This is a genomic window from Pseudarthrobacter sp. MOO14 (genome assembly GCF_058267675.1).
The window spans coordinates 2,469,626-2,484,712 of sequence record NZ_CM177849.1 but is presented as its reverse complement, the minus strand read 5'-3'; the positions used below and the strand labels follow the sequence as shown (position 1 = coordinate 2,484,712).

The 15,087-nt window shown below is 65.0% G+C and carries 14 protein-coding genes; 11 read left to right on the top strand and 3 right to left on the bottom strand.

Annotation, left to right across the window (positions count from 1 at the left end; all coding sequences use genetic code 11):
* Positions 1-5: 5 nt before the first annotated feature.
* On the bottom strand, positions 6-749 hold the full coding sequence (locus AC4EEV_RS11575; protein WP_018763362.1) for a FadR/GntR family transcriptional regulator: 744 nt from the start codon (positions 747-749) through the stop codon (positions 6-8).
* Positions 750-976: 227 nt separating this feature from the next.
* Between AC4EEV_RS11575 and AC4EEV_RS11570 the strand changes: the two genes are divergently transcribed.
* From AC4EEV_RS11570 to AC4EEV_RS11545, 6 genes are all read left to right on the top strand, one after another.
* Entirely contained in the window at positions 977-2,341 is a 1,365-nt protein-coding gene (locus tag AC4EEV_RS11570; protein WP_491328987.1) for an MFS transporter, read from the top strand.
* Between the two features lie 93 nt (positions 2,342-2,434).
* On the top strand, positions 2,435-4,177 hold the full coding sequence (locus AC4EEV_RS11565; RefSeq protein ID WP_491328986.1) for a dihydroxyacetone kinase family protein: 1,743 nt from the start codon (positions 2,435-2,437) through the stop codon (positions 4,175-4,177).
* Complete coding sequence (locus tag AC4EEV_RS11560) at positions 4,174-4,644, top strand: ribose-5-phosphate isomerase (protein ID WP_491328985.1); 471 nt, start codon at positions 4,174-4,176, stop codon at positions 4,642-4,644. Before AC4EEV_RS11565 ends, AC4EEV_RS11560 begins: the two co-directional genes overlap by 4 nt.
* Positions 4,628-5,440, top strand: a complete 813-nt coding sequence (locus AC4EEV_RS11555; protein WP_491328984.1) for a triose-phosphate isomerase family protein — start codon at positions 4,628-4,630, stop codon at positions 5,438-5,440. Before AC4EEV_RS11560 ends, AC4EEV_RS11555 begins: the two co-directional genes overlap by 17 nt.
* Positions 5,437-6,237: a sugar phosphate isomerase/epimerase family protein gene (locus AC4EEV_RS11550; RefSeq protein ID WP_491328983.1), complete on the top strand. Its 801-nt coding sequence runs from the start codon at positions 5,437-5,439 to the stop codon at positions 6,235-6,237. The genes AC4EEV_RS11555 and AC4EEV_RS11550 overlap by 4 nt, the downstream gene beginning before the upstream one ends.
* 1 nt (position 6,238) lies before the next feature.
* The gene (locus AC4EEV_RS11545) at positions 6,239-7,099 is read left to right on the top strand and encodes a phosphogluconate dehydrogenase C-terminal domain-containing protein (RefSeq protein WP_109044204.1); all 861 of its coding nucleotides are present in this window, start codon (positions 6,239-6,241) and stop codon (positions 7,097-7,099) included.
* A 71-nt stretch (positions 7,100-7,170) separates the two neighbouring features.
* Here AC4EEV_RS11545 and AC4EEV_RS11540 read toward each other — a convergent pair whose 3' ends face one another.
* Both AC4EEV_RS11540 and AC4EEV_RS11535 read right to left on the bottom strand, forming a co-directional pair.
* Complete coding sequence (locus tag AC4EEV_RS11540; protein ID WP_109044205.1) at positions 7,171-8,358, bottom strand: mandelate racemase/muconate lactonizing enzyme family protein; 1,188 nt, start codon at positions 8,356-8,358, stop codon at positions 7,171-7,173.
* A 9-nt stretch (positions 8,359-8,367) separates the two neighbouring features.
* The gene (locus tag AC4EEV_RS11535) at positions 8,368-9,411 is read right to left on the bottom strand and encodes a LacI family DNA-binding transcriptional regulator (RefSeq protein ID WP_491328982.1); all 1,044 of its coding nucleotides are present in this window, start codon (positions 9,409-9,411) and stop codon (positions 8,368-8,370) included.
* A gap of 235 nt (positions 9,412-9,646) precedes the next feature.
* Between AC4EEV_RS11535 and AC4EEV_RS11530 the strand changes: the two genes are divergently transcribed.
* From AC4EEV_RS11530 to AC4EEV_RS11510, 5 genes are read left to right on the top strand one after another with little or no spacing between them, the layout of a single operon-like run.
* On the top strand, positions 9,647-10,975 hold the full coding sequence (locus AC4EEV_RS11530) for an extracellular solute-binding protein (protein ID WP_109044207.1): 1,329 nt from the start codon (positions 9,647-9,649) through the stop codon (positions 10,973-10,975).
* Positions 10,972-11,907: a carbohydrate ABC transporter permease gene (locus AC4EEV_RS11525; RefSeq protein ID WP_109044208.1), complete on the top strand. Its 936-nt coding sequence runs from the start codon at positions 10,972-10,974 to the stop codon at positions 11,905-11,907. Before AC4EEV_RS11530 ends, AC4EEV_RS11525 begins: the two co-directional genes overlap by 4 nt.
* 1 nt (position 11,908) lies before the next feature.
* Positions 11,909-12,814, top strand: coding sequence for a carbohydrate ABC transporter permease (locus AC4EEV_RS11520; RefSeq protein ID WP_109044209.1), 906 nt, complete (start codon positions 11,909-11,911; stop codon positions 12,812-12,814).
* A gap of 14 nt (positions 12,815-12,828) precedes the next feature.
* Positions 12,829-14,019, top strand: a complete 1,191-nt coding sequence (locus AC4EEV_RS11515) for a Gfo/Idh/MocA family protein (protein ID WP_491328981.1) — start codon at positions 12,829-12,831, stop codon at positions 14,017-14,019.
* Positions 14,020-14,054: 35 nt separating this feature from the next.
* Positions 14,055-15,059: a sugar phosphate isomerase/epimerase family protein gene (locus AC4EEV_RS11510; protein ID WP_491328980.1), complete on the top strand. Its 1,005-nt coding sequence runs from the start codon at positions 14,055-14,057 to the stop codon at positions 15,057-15,059.
* The last annotated feature ends 28 nt before the right edge of the window (positions 15,060-15,087 follow it).

The following is a 15,087-nucleotide window of genomic DNA, read 5'->3' as shown; positions in this document are numbered from 1 at the left end:
GCGCCCTACTGGGCGGCGTCGTATCCTGCCAGCAGGCGCCGGGACGCTGTCTGCATGTGCGAGCGCATGGTGGCGGTCACGGCGTCGGCATCGCGGGCCGCCAAGGCTTCGTGGATCCTGGCATGCTCCTTGAGGGCGGCCGCAGCATGGCCCTCATCAGTGAGGGCCCGGTCCACCCAGATCCGCAGCAGCGAGCGGATACTTTGCAGGAGTTCCTGGAGAACCTGGTTGCCTGAAGCCGCAGCGATTTCGCGGTGGAAGGCTGCGTCCGCCTCGACAAAGGCGCCGAGGTCATCCAAGGTGCGGGCCATGGTGTCCAGATTGTCGCGCATCCGTGCCAGCGCTTCATCCGTAATGCGCTCCGCGGCCAGCTGGGCAGCCTGCACTTCCAGTCCGCTGCGCAGTTCCACGAGCTCGCGCGTGCGTGGGGCGCCCAACATCATGCCCCAGCTCAGGGTGCGGGGCAGAAGCTCCGAGACACCGTCCCGAAGGTAGGTTCCGGACCCCGGCCGGACCACCACGATGCCCAGGATTTCCAGCGCGGCGAGGGCCTCACGCACCGCAGACCGGCCCACGCCAAGGGAGGCGGCCAGCGTGCGCTCGGCAGGCAGCCTGGTTCCCGGTGCAATGTCGCCACTCGTAAAGAAGGCCAGCAGGCGCTCGGCCACTTCCGACACTACTGAACCCTGCCCCAGAGAGCCCAGGGCGGCACTGATCTTGGCCGTCGAGGCGGCGGATTCTACGGACACCTCCCAAGCGTAACAACTGGTTGACCACGCCCGACTGCAGGGAGGGTCCGCATGATGACCGCAATTTACTGACCCAACTCGTCAACCGGTTGACCAATTCACATTTCGGTCCTATGGTGGAACTCACAGCTTCACGCACCGCGGCGCCTCCCAGTCCGCGCGTATCTGAGACAACCCCACGCCTCCAGTGACGGATGCGGCCGGGGCACCAACATCTAGGAGTCAATGTGGACACCACACAATCGGTGGTCGAAAAATCCGCAATCAGGAAAGTGGCGATCCGGCTTGTCCCGTTCGTCGCACTGATGTTCTTCATCAACTACCTCGACCGCACCGCCATCTCTTTCGCCGGCCCCAACGGCATGAACACGGACCTGGCGCTGAACGCCGCCCAGTTCGGTTTCGCCTCGGGCGTGTTCTTCATCGGCTACATCCTGCTTGAAGTCCCCTCCAACCTGGCGCTCCACAAGTTCGGCGCCCGCCGCTGGCTGGCCCGCATCATGGTCAGCTGGGGCATCGTCTCCCTGCTGTTCACCTGGGTGGCCAACGTTGAACAGCTCTACATCCTGCGCTTCATCCTGGGTGTGGCCGAGGCCGGCTTCTTCCCCGGCGCCATCCTCTTCCTGAGCCTCTGGGTTCCCGCACGGCACCGCAGCAAGATCCTGGCCTTGTTCTACCTGGCCCAGCCGCTCACCACCGTGGTCGGCGCCCCGCTGGCAGGCCTCTTGATCCAGCAGCACGGCCTCTTCGGCCTTGAAGGCTGGCGCGTCATGTTCCTCGGCGTGGCCGTTCCCGCCATCCTGATCGGCATCATTTCCTGGTTCTACCTGGCCGATTCCCCCGCGAAGGCCAAGTGGCTCTCCGCCGAGGAAAAGACCTGGCTGACGGGCGCCCTGGAAAAGGAAAAGCACGAAACGGCCGCCGGCAACAAGCACGTCAGCGTCCGCACCGTGTTCGGCAACGGCCGCGTCTGGATGCTCTCCCTGATCTACTTCGGCTTCATCTACGGCCTGTACGCCCTCGGCTTCTTCCTGCCCACCATCATCTCCGGCTTCGAAGGCATTTACGGCACCAAGTTTGACGTCCTCCAGAAGGGCCTGATCACTGCCATCCCGTACCTGCCGGCAGCCTTCGCCCTCTACTTCTGGTCAAAGGACGCCACCAAGCGCGGCGTCAAGACCTGGCACATTGCGGTTCCGGCACTGGTGGGTGGACTGAGCATCCCGCTGGCACTCTTTGCGGGAAGCCCGGCAGCCACCATCGCCGTCATCACCATCACGGCCATGGCCATCTTCGCGGCACTCCCCAACTTCTGGACGGTTCCCACCCAGTTCCTGACCGGCGCGGCAGCGGCAGCGGGCATCGCCCTGATCAACACCGTGGGCAACCTGGCAGGCTTCAGCGCCGGCTACATCACCGGCTGGCTCAAGGACTGGACAGGCGACTACACCGTGCCGATGTTCGTCGTGGGCGGGTTCATGCTGCTGTCCGCCGTCCTGATGGTGGCCCTCAGCCGCTCCGGCCGTGCCAGCGAGGGCGTCCGCACCGAGGCACTGGATCCCGCCGGCGCCGCACAGCACGCCGAACCGTAGCAGCCCGGGGGCATCCGCCTCATCCGCGGATGCCCCCGCACCATCCCACCCCCGAACCAGATCGTCCCCCCAGCCAGGCCCAGGAGCTTTCCCATGACCCGCCTCTTCAACGAACCTTCAGCCTTCGCTGACGAAATGATCGAGGGCTTCGTCGCCTCCCACGGACGCTGGGTCAAACGCGTTTCGGGTGGCGTGGTCCGCAGCACCAAGAGCACCCCGGACACGGTGGCACTGGTGATCGGCGGGGGCTCCGGCCACTATCCCGCATTCGCGGGCCTGGTGGGCCAGGGCCTGGCGCACGGCGCCGCGATGGGCAACCTGTTCGCGTCGCCGTCGGCACAACAGATTTACAACGTGGCCAAGGCGGCCAACAACGGCGCCGCGGTGCTCTTGGGCTACGGCAACTACGCAGGCGACGTCCTGCACTTCACCCAGGCCCGGGAGAAGCTGCGCCGGGAAGGCATCGATTGCCGCAGCATCGCCGTCACCGACGACGTCTCTTCCGCCCCGGTCGAAGAGCACACCAAGCGCCGCGGCATTGCCGGGGACCTGACCGTGTTCAAGGTGGCGGCCGCCGCCGCGGAAGCGCGCTACGGAATGGACGCGGTGGTGGAAATCGCCGAACGCGCCAACCACCGCACCCGTTCCTTCGGGGTGGCCTTCAGCGGATGCACCCTGCCGGGAGCCACCCAGCCCCTGTTCTCTGTCCCCGAGGGCCGCATGGCCGTCGGCATGGGCATCCACGGAGAGCCGGGCATCGACGAAACGGCGATTCCGACGGCGGATGAGCTCGCCGGACTCCTCGTCGCCAAGCTCCTGACCGAGGTGCCGGAGGGCGTGGACCCCAAGGGTGCACGCGTGGTCCCCATCCTGAACGGCTTGGGCAGCGTGAAGTACGAGGAGCTGTTCGTGGTCTACCGCCGCGTGGCGCAACTCCTCGCCGAGGCCGGCCTGCAGGCAGTGGATCCGCAGGTGGGCGAGCTGGTCACCAGCTTCGACATGGCCGGCACGTCCCTGACGCTCTTCTGGCTCGACGACGAACTCGAAGCCCTCTGGAACGCCCCTGCCGACGCCCCGGCCTTCCGCCGCGGTGCCGTCACAGCCGAAGCGCTGGAAGAGACCGTCGACGAGGTGGCCGACGTCGAACTTCCCATTCCCGAGGCGACTCCCGCGTCCCGTGCCGGGGCCGTCCGTGTCCTCGCAGCGCTCGGCGCGGCCAAGGACGTGGTGGACGCCAACGCAGGCGAACTGGGCCGCATCGATGCGGTCGCCGGCGACGGCGACCACGGCATCGGCATGGAGCGGGGCGTCGGGGCCGCCGTGAAGGCGGCGGCAGACGCCGTCGCCCGCGGCGCCGGGGCTGCCACCACCCTCTACTTCGCCGCAGACGCCTGGGCGGACAAGGCCGGCGGCACCTCCGGCGCCCTGTGGGGCATGGCCCTGCGCGCCGTCGGTGACGCTGTGGGCGATGACAAAGCTCCCGACGCCGGTGCTGTCGCCACCGGAGTGGCCGGCGCCGCCGCAGCCATCATGGACTTCGGCAAGGCCAAGGTGGGCGACAAGACGCTGGTGGACGTGCTGGTTCCCTTCCGGGATGCCCTCACCGCCGGCGTGGACAGCGGAAAGCCGCTGTCCGGAGCCTGGGACGCTGCCGCCACCGCCGCGCAGCAGGCCGCCGAGGACACCGCCCACCTGCTGCCGCTGATGGGCCGGGCACGTCCGCACGCGGAGAAGAGCCTCGGCACCCCGGACGCGGGCGCCGTCTCCATGGCCCTGATCGTGCGGGCCATCCACAACACCCTCAGCCGGAACACCACCATCAAGGAGAACGCATGAGCGCCAAACTGCGCCTGGTCATCGGAGCCGACGACGCCGGTTTCGACTACAAGGAAGCCCTCAAGGCCGACCTCGAGGCCTCCGACCTGGTCGAGTCCGTCACCGACGTGGGCGTGGACGCCACCAGCCACACCCCTTATCCCTCCGTCGCCATCGCGGCAGCGGAACTCATCGCCGCAGGACAGGCCGACCGCGCGCTGCTGGTCTGCGGAACCGGACTCGGCGTCGCCATCGCAGCGAACAAGGTCCCGGGGGTCCGCGCGGTGACCGCCCACGACTCCTTCTCGGTTGAACGGTCCGTGCTGAGCAATAACGCCCAGGTCCTGACCTTCGGCCAGCGCGTCGTCGGACTGGAACTCGCCCGGCGCCTCGCCAGGGAATGGCTCACCTACACCTTCGACGAAGCCTCCGCCTCGGCAGAGAAAGTTTCCCTGATTAAGGACTACGAAGGTGTCACTTCCTGCTAAGCCCCGCACCGGACCCACGGCCATCATCGGCGTCAGCCTGAAGATGTACTTCGGCTACGCCCGCTCGGTGGACTACTGCCGCGACGTCGCATCCCTCGCCTTCGCCCACCCCGCGGTGCAAAGCGGCGACATCGAACTCTTCGTCCTGCCCATCCTTCCGGCACTCCCGGAAGCGGCACGGATCCTCGGTCCGGCAGGTGCTGCCACCGGAGCGCAGGACGTCTTCTGGGAAGACGAAGGCGCGTTCACCGGCGAAGTCGGCGGCAAAACAGTAGCTGAACTCGGCGGCCGGTACGCCGAGGTGGGCCACGCTGAACGCCGCCGGATCTTTGACGAGGACCAGCGCGTGATCGGACTGAAGACCGCCGCGGCCTACCGCAACGGCCTGACCCCCGTCCTGTGCGTCGGGGAACTGCACCGCGGATCCGTTGAGGAAGCCATTGCCCAGTGCACGGCGGAAATCGATGGCATCCTCAAACGCGCGTCATCGCTGGCAGCGGCCGCCAGGACCATCGTGGCATACGAGCCGCAGTGGGCCATCGGCGCTCCGGAGCCGGCCACGCCCGGGTATATCAACGCCGTCATTTCGGGCCTGGACGAGCACCTGCGCAGCCTCCCGGGGCAGGAAGACAGCCGCGTCATCTATGGCGGCAGCGCCGGGCCGGGCCTGATCACCCAACTCGGTCCCGCCGTCGCCGGCCTGTTCCTGGGCCGCTTCGCCCATGACCCCACAGCACTGAAGGCCGTCCTTGACGAAGCCGCGGCGCGGCTGCAAACGATGGCGGTGCCGGCATGACCTCACGGATTGGGCTGAGCAGTTACGCCTTCTACTGGCAGCTCTCGGCCAAGGTCTCCCAGCCACTGAGCCTTCATGATGTCCTGGAGCGGACCGCGGAGCTGGGCGTGGACCTGTTCCAGGTTTGCGACTACGCACCCCTGGAGGCCATGGCTGACACGGAACTCCGAGCCGTGCGGGACACCGCGGACAGGCTGGGAATCTCCCTGGAGCTGGGCACCAAGGGCATCCGACCGGACCACCTGCGAAGGTTCCTGCACGTCGCCGGCATCCTCGGCTCGCCGCTTCTGCGCACCATGGTCAACGCCCCCGGCCACAGCCCCACCACGGAGGAAGCGGTGGCGATCTTCAAGGACGTGCTGCCGGAATTCGAGGATGCCGGGGTGAAGATCGCAGTGGAAACCTACGAACAGGTCCCCACCGCCCGCATCCTGGACGTGATCCGCGGCGTGGACAGCCCGTACCTGGGGATCTGCAGCGACCCCGCCAACACCGTCGCAGCGCTGGAAATGCCCCGCGAGGTCATTGACGCCGTCGCCCCCTACGTCCTGAACATGCACATCAAGGACTTTGCCTTCAGCCGCAAGGACGGATGGGTGGGCTTCACCTACTCCGGCGCGCCGCTTGGCGAAGGCCTGCTCGACTACGCGTACATGGTCGAAAAAATCCGGCCGCACGAAAGAAACATCAACCAGATCGTCGAACACTGGCTGCCCTGGCAGGACACCGAGGCGGACACCATCCGGCTCGAAAACCAGTGGACCCGGCACAGCATCAAATTCCTAAGGAGCAAGTGAAATGTCAGCAGAAACTTTGACCGTCGCCGTCATCGGAGCCGGAGGCAAGATGGGGATGCGCGTTTCCCGCAACCTCCAGAAGTCCGGCCACATCGTCTTCTACAGCGAGAACTCCCCCGCCGGCCAGGAACGCGTCCAGGCCGAAGGCCGCCAGATCACCGCCACGGACGACGCCGTCAAGGGCGCCGACGTGGTGATCCTCGCCGTCCCCGACACCGTCCTGGGCATCGTCTCCGAAGGTGTGGTGCCGCAGATGAAGGCCGGCGCCATCCTGCTCACCCTTGACCCCGCTGCCGCTTACGCGGGCCTGCTGGCCAAGCGCGACGACGTCGTCCAGGCAGTCGCGCACCCGTGCCACCCGTCGGTGTTCCTGGAGCGCACCACCAAGGAGGAATGGGCCGACACCTTCGGCGGCGAGGGCGCCCCCCAGAACGTCGTCGCCGCCATCGACGACGACGCGCCGGCAGCCACCCGCGACTCTGCGGAGGCCGTCATCCGCACCATCTACGCGCCGGTCATCGACGTGCACTGGGTCACCGTCAAGCAGCTTGCCATCCTGGAGCCCACCCTGGTGGAAACCGTGGCCTGCATGATCGGTACGCTGCTCAACGAGGCGCTGCACGAGACCGTCCACACGGCCGGCGTGCCGGAGGAGGCGGCCAAGGCCATGTTGTTCGGCCACGTCCAGATCGCCCTGACCAACGCCCTGCGCGGGTCCAACCCCTTCTCGGAAGCCTGCGAAATCGCCATCCAGTACGGCAAGGACACCATCATCAAGGACGACTGGAAGAAGATCTTCGACGACTCCGAACTCGACGGCGTCATCGCCAAGATGCTCAAGCTCGAAGCCGTCAAACGCTAAGCACCCACCCGCAAGGCGGCGTCCGTACGGTTAGCAGGCCGGCGGATGCCGCTTTTTCGTTGTCCGACGCGTCAGCGGACGCCGGCGCCTTCGAGGTTGAAGTACGACCGGGCGTCCGGCGGCCGGATATCGGCCACCACGTCGCTGAAGATCCGCATGGGATGCGGCGTGAAAGGGTGCTCCGCGATCGCGTCATAGTCGAGGTCGATGCCCAGCCCAATCCCTTCGGGGATCATGACGTCGCCGTCTGCCGTCAGCCGAAGACGCTCACTGGAGATGTCGCTGCGCCACGGCACGTCGGTGGCCATGATCTCCAGGTATCGGAAATTCGGCAGCGTGGCACCGAGTTGCAGGGTTGCCGCAGTGCTGAGTGGTCCACTGGGGTTGTGCGGTGCGAAAGGCACATAGTGGGCTGCCGCCAGAGTGGAAATGAATGACATTTCCAGCAGCCCGCCTGCATGCGTGACGTCCGGCTGGAGGTAATCCACGGCGTTGCGGGCCAGGGCAGGAACGAAGGTGTTCCGGCCTATCCACCTCTCCCCCGCGGCAATGGGGACAGGGGACTTGCTGCGCACCTCCACGAGGGCGTCGATCCCGTCCGGCGGGCACGGTTCCTCGAAAAACACCGGCTGGTACCGTTCAAGTTCGCGGGCCACCCGGATGGCAGTGGGGACATCAAAGCGGCCATGGCCTTCTATGAAGAGTTCAACGTCGTCGCCCACTGCCGCCCGCACTGCCTCAACAGGTTCAAGCATGCGCCGCAGGTCCCGCGGTTCCAGGAAAAGGTCCGCGGCCTCGAAAGGGTCCCATTTAAGGCCGCGGAACCCTTGGCCGACTGTCCGTAGAGCGGCCTCGGCGAAATCCTCCGGAGTGACGGCCCCGGAAAACCAGCCGTTGGCGTAGGCGCGGACGCGGTCGCGGACTTGTCCCCCCAGCATCCGGTGGACCGGGACCCCTAAAGCGCGCGCCGAAACATCCCACATCGCCATCTCAAGGGCACTCAGCGCTGTCATGGATACCGGACCGCCGCGCCAGTAGGCGTCGCGGTTGAGTTCATAAATCGTCTGGGTGATCCGCGTGGCGTCCTTGCCCCTGACGGCTTCGGCAAGGACAGCCACCGCCCCGAGGACAGCATGTTCCTGCCCTTCGAGGGTCGCCTCGGCGATGCCGGTGAGCCCCTCGTCAGTTGTGAGCCGGACGAAGATGAGGTTTGTCCGGTAGAAGTCCACGACCACAGTGTCGAGATGGGTGATTTTCATGGTTGTCTTTCATCCGGCCGGAGGTGCGGTGGATTCCCGGACGATTACCTGGGTTGCCAGTTCCACGCGGTGGGAATCAAGGACTTCGCCGTGGACCTGGCGCAGCAGCGACCTCAGGGCCGCCCGTCCCATTTCCTCCAGGGGCTGGGCCACGGAGCTCAAGGATGGCACCGACTGCTCACCCTGGTTGGTGCCGTCGAAGCCGATGAGGCTGATGTCCTCGGGAACCCTGATTCCGTGGCGCCGCGCTTCGCTGAGGACTCCCAGGGCAATCGTGTCGCTTCCGGCGAAGATCGCCGTGGGGCGCGGGTCAAGCTTGAGCAGCTCTTTGAATCCATTAACCCCACTCTCCGTCCGGAACCGGCCACCGGAAAAAACGTACTGGGGGTCCACCCTGATCCCTTGTGCCATCAGGGCTGCCATGTATCCGTGCAGCCGCGCCTGATTGCATTCAGCGCCCTCTATGCCGCCGATGTAGGCAATGCGGCGGTGTCCCAATCCCAGGAGGTGCTCGGTGGCTGCTTTGCCGCCGGCCCAGTTGGTGGCCCCAACGCTGACGACGTCGGCGGAAGGCGGATTAAGCGGGTCGATGACGACGACGGGGATGTGGCGGCGCCTGAAGGCGTGCAGTTGCGCCTCGCTGAAGGCCGAGGTCACAACGATCATCCCGGCCCTGCCCTCTTCCAGCATCCGCTGCGCCCGGCGCTCCGGAGTTTGACGGGCGGGGGTGGACTGGCCGGTCACGCTGACCAGTATTTCGACGTCGGCTGCGGCAGCGAACTGCAGGATGCCATTGAGGACCTGGATGGTATACGCGGAGTCGAGCACGTCGATCACAACTTCCACCACGGTTCCGCTTTCGGCGGCCGCCCGGCGCTGGACAGGCGACTGGTAGCCCGCCTGCTCCAGTGCAGCAAGGATCCGGGCCCTGGTTTCGGGGGCCACGTCCTCACGCCCGTTCACCACCTTGGACACCGTAGGCGCCGAAACCCCTGCCTGCTTGGCCACGGTAGCGAGCGTGGGTTTGCTGCGATCCGTCAATTTGGTCGTCATGCGTTCGCAATCTTTCGAAAATGAGATGTGCATTCATTCTCGAGAATCGCCCGCTCGCCGTCAAGGCATAGCGCAAATAGGCGCAAGATCTTAAAAATATCCTCCACGATCCCTTGACGTCCTGATCTTTGCCGCTTTAGTTTAGAGCGTGACTTATATCACCATTCGAAATGTTTCGAATGTACTTCGGAGCTGCTGCCCCGGAAATCGACTGCGAATTCACAATGGAGAAGCAATGAAGCAACCCCAGACCTCACGGCGCTCTTTCCTCGCCCTCGCTGCCCTTACTCCCTTTGCCGTCGCCGCGACCAGTGCCTGCGGGACGTCAGGTCCGGGCGCGTCCAGCGCCAACGGTGGCGCCAGCATGTGGTTTCTTTCCGGTGAGCCGAACCAAACCAACATGCAGAAGGCCGTCGACGCCTTCAACCAAGCAAACCCGGGCAATAAGATCGCGGTCACGTTCTTCCAGAACGACGCCTACAAGACCAAGATCAAAACCGCCATTGGAGCCAACCAGGCGCCCACTATCATCTACAACTGGGGTGGCGGCACGCTGAAGACGTATGCCGAGGCGAATCAGGTCGAAGACCTCACAAGCTGGCTGGAGTCCGAGCCGGACCTGAAGAAGAAGTTCTTCCCGTCCACCTTCAGCGCCGCGACGGTCAACGGAAAAATCTACGCGCTGCCCAACATGTACGTGGGACCGATTGTCCTGTTCTACAACAAGGAACTCTTCCAGAAGGCGGGCGTCCAGCCGCCCAGGACCTGGGACGACGTCATGTCCCTGGTGAAGACATTCAATGGCATGGGCGTGGCACCCTTCTCCCTGGGCGGCCAATCACGCTGGACGTCCATGATGTGGCTTGAATACCTGCTGGACCGCATTGGCGGCCCCGACGTATTCAAGGCGATCTTCGAAGGCAAGCCCAATGCTTGGATGGACCCCGCGGTGGTCGAAACCGGCACCAAGATCCAGGAACTCGTCTCCGCTGATGGCTTTATCAAGGGCTTCTCCTCCATCACTGCCGACTCCAATGCGGACCAGGCCCTGCTGTACACCGGCAAGGCCGCAATGATGCTGCACGGTTCCTGGACATATGGCCCGATGAAAAAGGACGGTAAGAACTTCGTCCAGGACGGGAAACTTGGATTCGTACAGTTCCCCACTGTCGCCGGCGGCAAGGGGGATCCCAAGAACGGCGTAGGCAACCCGGCGAACTACCAGTCCATCTCCGCCAAGGCCAGCGACAAGGAAAAGGAGTCCGCCAAGAAGTTCCTCAAGGACGGCATCATGACCGACACCATGATCGACGCCTACATCAACTCCGGATCGGTTCCCATTGTCAACGGCATCGAAAGCAAGCTGAATACGTCCCCGGACAAGGATTTCCTTAACTTCGTCTACGACCTTGCGAAGAACGCCCCCAGTTTCCAGCAGTCGTGGGACCAGGCACTGAGCCCCACCGCAGCTGAAGCCCTGCTGAACAACATCGACCAACTGTTCTTGAAGTCGATCACGCCGCAACAGTTCGCCGAGAATATGAATGGCACCCTCGGGAAATGAGTAGCGCCGTCTCCACCGCCCCGGGGCGCGCTGTCGGCGTCAAGGACTCCAAGCAAACGGAACAGCGCAAGGCCGCCCTGGCGTGGCTGACCATTCCTGCGTTGTTCTTCTTCCTGGTCTTCGCCGTCATCCCGCTGGGCGGTGTTCTCATCCTCAGCTTCACCAGCTGGGACGGCATCGGTGCCATCGGGGCGGCGGGACTGGATAACTGGTTCTCCGTGCTGGCGGATCCCGGGCTGTACAACGCCTTGGGGCTGACCTTCCTGATCATGATCGTCTCCTGGCTGGTCCAGACCCCCATCAGCCTCCTGCTCGGCGTCTTCACTGCGGGAAGCCAACGCTACCGGGCAGTCCTGGCGGTGCTCTATTTTCTGCCCCTGCTGCTGTCCTCAGCAGCTGTGGCCATCGCATTCAAGGCACTGCTGGACCCGAACTTCGGCCTGGCAACCGGCCTGGGCCTGCCATTCCTGGCCCAGGACTGGCTGGGTGTCCCGCATCTGGCGCTCAGCCTGGTGATCTTCGTCATCGCGTGGCAGTTCGTGCCGTTCCACACGCTCATCTACCAAGGTGGCGTGCGGCAGATCCCGAAGTCACTGTATGAGGCGGCCCAGATCGACGGCGCCGGAACCATCAAGCAGTTCTTCCACATCACCCTTCCGCAGTTGAAGTACACGATCATCACCTCGTCCACGTTGATGGTGGTGGGGTCGCTGACCTACTTCGACCTGATCTTTGTCCTCACCGGCGGTGGACCGGGAAACTCCACCCGGATCCTCGCCCTGGATATGTACCTCCGCGGCTTCCGGGCCAACCTCATGGGCCCGGCCAGCGTCATCGCCGTCATTCTCGTCATCATCGGCCTTGCACTCGCTTTGTTCCTCCAGCGCCTTGGAGGCAAGGACAAGCAGGGCAGCCAATTGGAAGGTTTGTAGGGTGAGTACCGTCCTGAAAAGCGATACACGGGAGGCACGCACCGGGTCGGTTGGCGGCACAGCAGCCGCGAACCGGGGACTCGGCCCACGGCTTCGGCGCCTGAACATCCCCGGCGGCCTGGGCGGCTGGATATGGCTGGCCGTTATCATCCTGCCGGTCTACTACGTCGTGGTCACCAGCCTCAAAACGCAGGCCGGCTACTTCAGTCAGAATCCTTTGTCCCTGCCCGCCGAGCCCACGATGGAGAACTACCAGTCGGTCCTCGAGGCGGATTTTGCCCAGTACTTCATGAACAGCGCCATCGTCACGCTCGGTTCCGTGATTCCTGCCGTGCTGATCTCCTTCATGGCGTCGTTTGCCATCGTCCGCGGGGCTGGCAGGTTCCTCAAGCTGGTCAACGGCATGTTCCTGATGGGCCTGGCCATCCCGCTGCAGGCGACGATCATCCCCATCTACCTGATGATCATTAGGCTCAACCTGTATGACAGCCTGCTGGCGCTGATGCTGCCGTCCATAGCCTTCGCCATCCCGCTAACGGTCCTGATCCTGTCCAACTTCATCCGTGACGTTCCTAACGAACTGTTCGAGTCCATGCGGCTGGACGGCTGCAGCGAGTGGCAGACGATGTGGCGGCTGGCCCTGCCCTTGACGCGCCCTGCAATCGTGACTGTTGCCATCTACAACGGCCTGCACGTCTGGAACGGGTTCTTGCTTCCACTGGTCCTCACCCAGAGCCCCAGCTTGCGGGTCCTCCCCTTGGGGCTCTGGACCTTCCAAGGAGAGTTCAGCGTGAACATTCCTGCCGTGCTCGCCTCCGTGGTGCTCAGTACCCTACCCATCCTGGTTCTGTACGTCATCGGCCGCCGCCAGCTACTGGCAGGCCTGACCGCCGGCTTCAGCAAGTAGAAAGGACCGATGCCATGAGCATCGCCGAACCCCTCCGGGTGGGCATGGTGGGCTACGCCTTCATGGGTGCCGCCCACTCCCACGCCTGGCGCACCGCGCCACGGTTCTTCGACCTGCCGCTGCAGCCACAGCTCAATGCAGTGGCCGGGCGGAATGCCGACGGCGTCCAGGCGGCCGCAGACAAGCTGGGCTGGGACTCGGTGGAGACCGACTGGCGGCGCCTGATCGAACGCGACGACATCGACCTCATCGACATCTGCACGCCCGGCAACACCCACGCGGAGATCGCCATCGCGGCCCTCGAAGCCGGCAAGCACGTGCTGTGCGAAAAGCCGCTGGCCAACTCCGTGGAAGAAGCCGAACGGATGACACTGGCCGCGGAGACTGCCGCGAAGCACGGCGTCCTCTCCATGTGCGGCTTCAGCTACCGACGCACCCCGGCCCTGGCACTGGCCAAGCGGTTCGTCGAACAGGGCAGGCTCGGCGAGATCCGCCATGTCCGCGCCCAGTACCTCCAGGACTGGCTCTCCGACGCCAACGCCCCCATGACCTGGCGGCTGGACAAGGCCAAGTCCGGATCCGGGTCCCTGGGCGACATCGGTGCGCACAGCATCGACGCCGCCCAGTGGGTCACGGGGCAAAACATCAGCGGGGTCTCGGCACTGCTGGAAACCTTCGTCCCCGAACGTCCGCTGGCAGGCGACCTGGTGGGCCTGGGCGGCCACGGCGACGTCAGCAGCGAGGCCCCGCGCGGGAGTGTCACCGTCGATGATGCGGCCATCTTCAGCGCAAGGTTCGACGGCGGCGCCTCCGCAGGCGCGATCGGCGTGTTTGAAGCTACGCGGTACGCCCTGGGCCGGAAGAACGCCATGCGGCTGGAGATCAACGGCACCAAAGGTTCCCTCGCCTTTGACTTCGAGGAGATGAACGTCCTCTCCTTCTACGACGCGGCTGAATCGCCCGACGCAGGATTCCGCCGGATCTTCGTCACCGAGCCCGAGCACCCGTACGTCGGAAACTGGTGGCCCACCGGGCACGGCCTCGGGTACGAACACGGCTTCACCCACCAGGTGGTGGACCTCGTCACCGCCATCGGCGAAGGCCGGCAGCCTGAACCGTCCTTCGCGGATGCCCTGCAGGTACAGCGGGTCCTCGCCGCCGTGGAGTCCAGCGCCGCGAATTCGAGCCAATGGCAAAAAGTCTGAGCGATCCACAGCTCCAAGAACCCAAGGACCACCCAATGACACGACCGATCACGCTGTTCACCGGCCAATGGGCCGACCTGCCCTTCGAGGAAGTGGCCCGGCTTGCCGGCGAGTGGGGTTTTGACGGGCTGGAAATCGCCTGCTGGGGCGACCACCTGGACCCCCGCCGGGCAGCCGACGATGACAACTACGTCCAGGGCCGGCTGGACATCCTGGAGAAAAACAACCTCCAGGTGTTCGCCATCGCCAACCACCTGACCGGCCAGGCCGTCTGCGACGACCCCATCGATGAGCGCCACCAAGGCATCCTCTCGGCGGAGGTCTGGGGCAACGGTGAGCCTGAAGGGGTGCGCCGCCGGGCAGCGGAATCCATGAAGGACACCGCCCGGGCGGCCGCACGGCTTGGCGTCAAGACCGTGACGGGGTTCACCGGTTCCTCCATCTGGAAGGCCGTCGCCATGTTCCCGCCCGCCACGCAGGCAATGGTCGACGCCGGCTACCAGGACTTCGCGGACCGGTGGAACCCCATCCTGGACGTCTTCGACGACGTGGGAGTCCGGTTCGCCCTGGAGGTCCACCCGTCCGAGATCGCCTACGACTACTGGACCACGAAGCGGACCCTTGAAGCTATTGGCCACAGGGAAAATTTTGGGCTGAACTTCGATCCCTCCCACTTCATCTGGCAGGACCTGGATCCCGTGATGTTCCTCCAGGACTTCGCGGACAGGATCTTCCATGTGCATGTGAAGGAGTCCGTCCGGCAGCTGGATGGGCGCAACGGCAGGCTTGGCTCACACCTCGCCTGGGCGGACCCCCGCCGGGGCTGGGACTTCGTCACGGCAGGACACGGTGACGTGCAGTGGAACCGGATCTTCCGGACCCTGAACGCCATTGGCTACGAGGGTCCCACCAGCATCGAATGGGAGGATGCTGGAATGGACCGCCTCATCGGCGCCCCGCAGGCCCTTGCCATGGTCCGGGAACTGGCACGCATCGCCCCGCCCGCAGCCGCTTTCGACGCCGCCTTCGCCAGCCGCTGATCCCTGCTCTTTCCGGCCCGCGAGGCCG

What these genes read in the sequence shown, in the direction of transcription:
- AC4EEV_RS11550 (WP_491328983.1), top strand. Translation starts at nt 5,437, where the DNA reads ATGACCTCACGGATTGGGCTGAGCAGTTACGCCTTCTACTGGCAGCTC.
- AC4EEV_RS11515 (WP_491328981.1), top strand. Translation starts at nt 12,829, where the DNA reads ATGAGCATCGCCGAACCCCTCCGGGTGGGCATGGTGGGCTACGCCTTC.
- AC4EEV_RS11510 (WP_491328980.1), top strand. Translation starts at nt 14,055, where the DNA reads ATGACACGACCGATCACGCTGTTCACCGGCCAATGGGCCGACCTGCCC.
- AC4EEV_RS11525 (WP_109044208.1), top strand. Translation starts at nt 10,972, where the DNA reads ATGAGTAGCGCCGTCTCCACCGCCCCGGGGCGCGCTGTCGGCGTCAAG.
- AC4EEV_RS11535 (WP_491328982.1), bottom strand. Translation starts at nt 9,411, where the DNA reads ATGACGACCAAATTGACGGATCGCAGCAAACCCACGCTCGCTACCGTG.
- AC4EEV_RS11560 (WP_491328985.1), top strand. Translation starts at nt 4,174, where the DNA reads ATGAGCGCCAAACTGCGCCTGGTCATCGGAGCCGACGACGCCGGTTTC.
- AC4EEV_RS11545 (WP_109044204.1), top strand. Translation starts at nt 6,239, where the DNA reads ATGTCAGCAGAAACTTTGACCGTCGCCGTCATCGGAGCCGGAGGCAAG.
- AC4EEV_RS11530 (WP_109044207.1), top strand. Translation starts at nt 9,647, where the DNA reads ATGAAGCAACCCCAGACCTCACGGCGCTCTTTCCTCGCCCTCGCTGCC.
- AC4EEV_RS11565 (WP_491328986.1), top strand. Translation starts at nt 2,435, where the DNA reads ATGACCCGCCTCTTCAACGAACCTTCAGCCTTCGCTGACGAAATGATC.
- AC4EEV_RS11540 (WP_109044205.1), bottom strand. Translation starts at nt 8,358, where the DNA reads ATGAAAATCACCCATCTCGACACTGTGGTCGTGGACTTCTACCGGACA.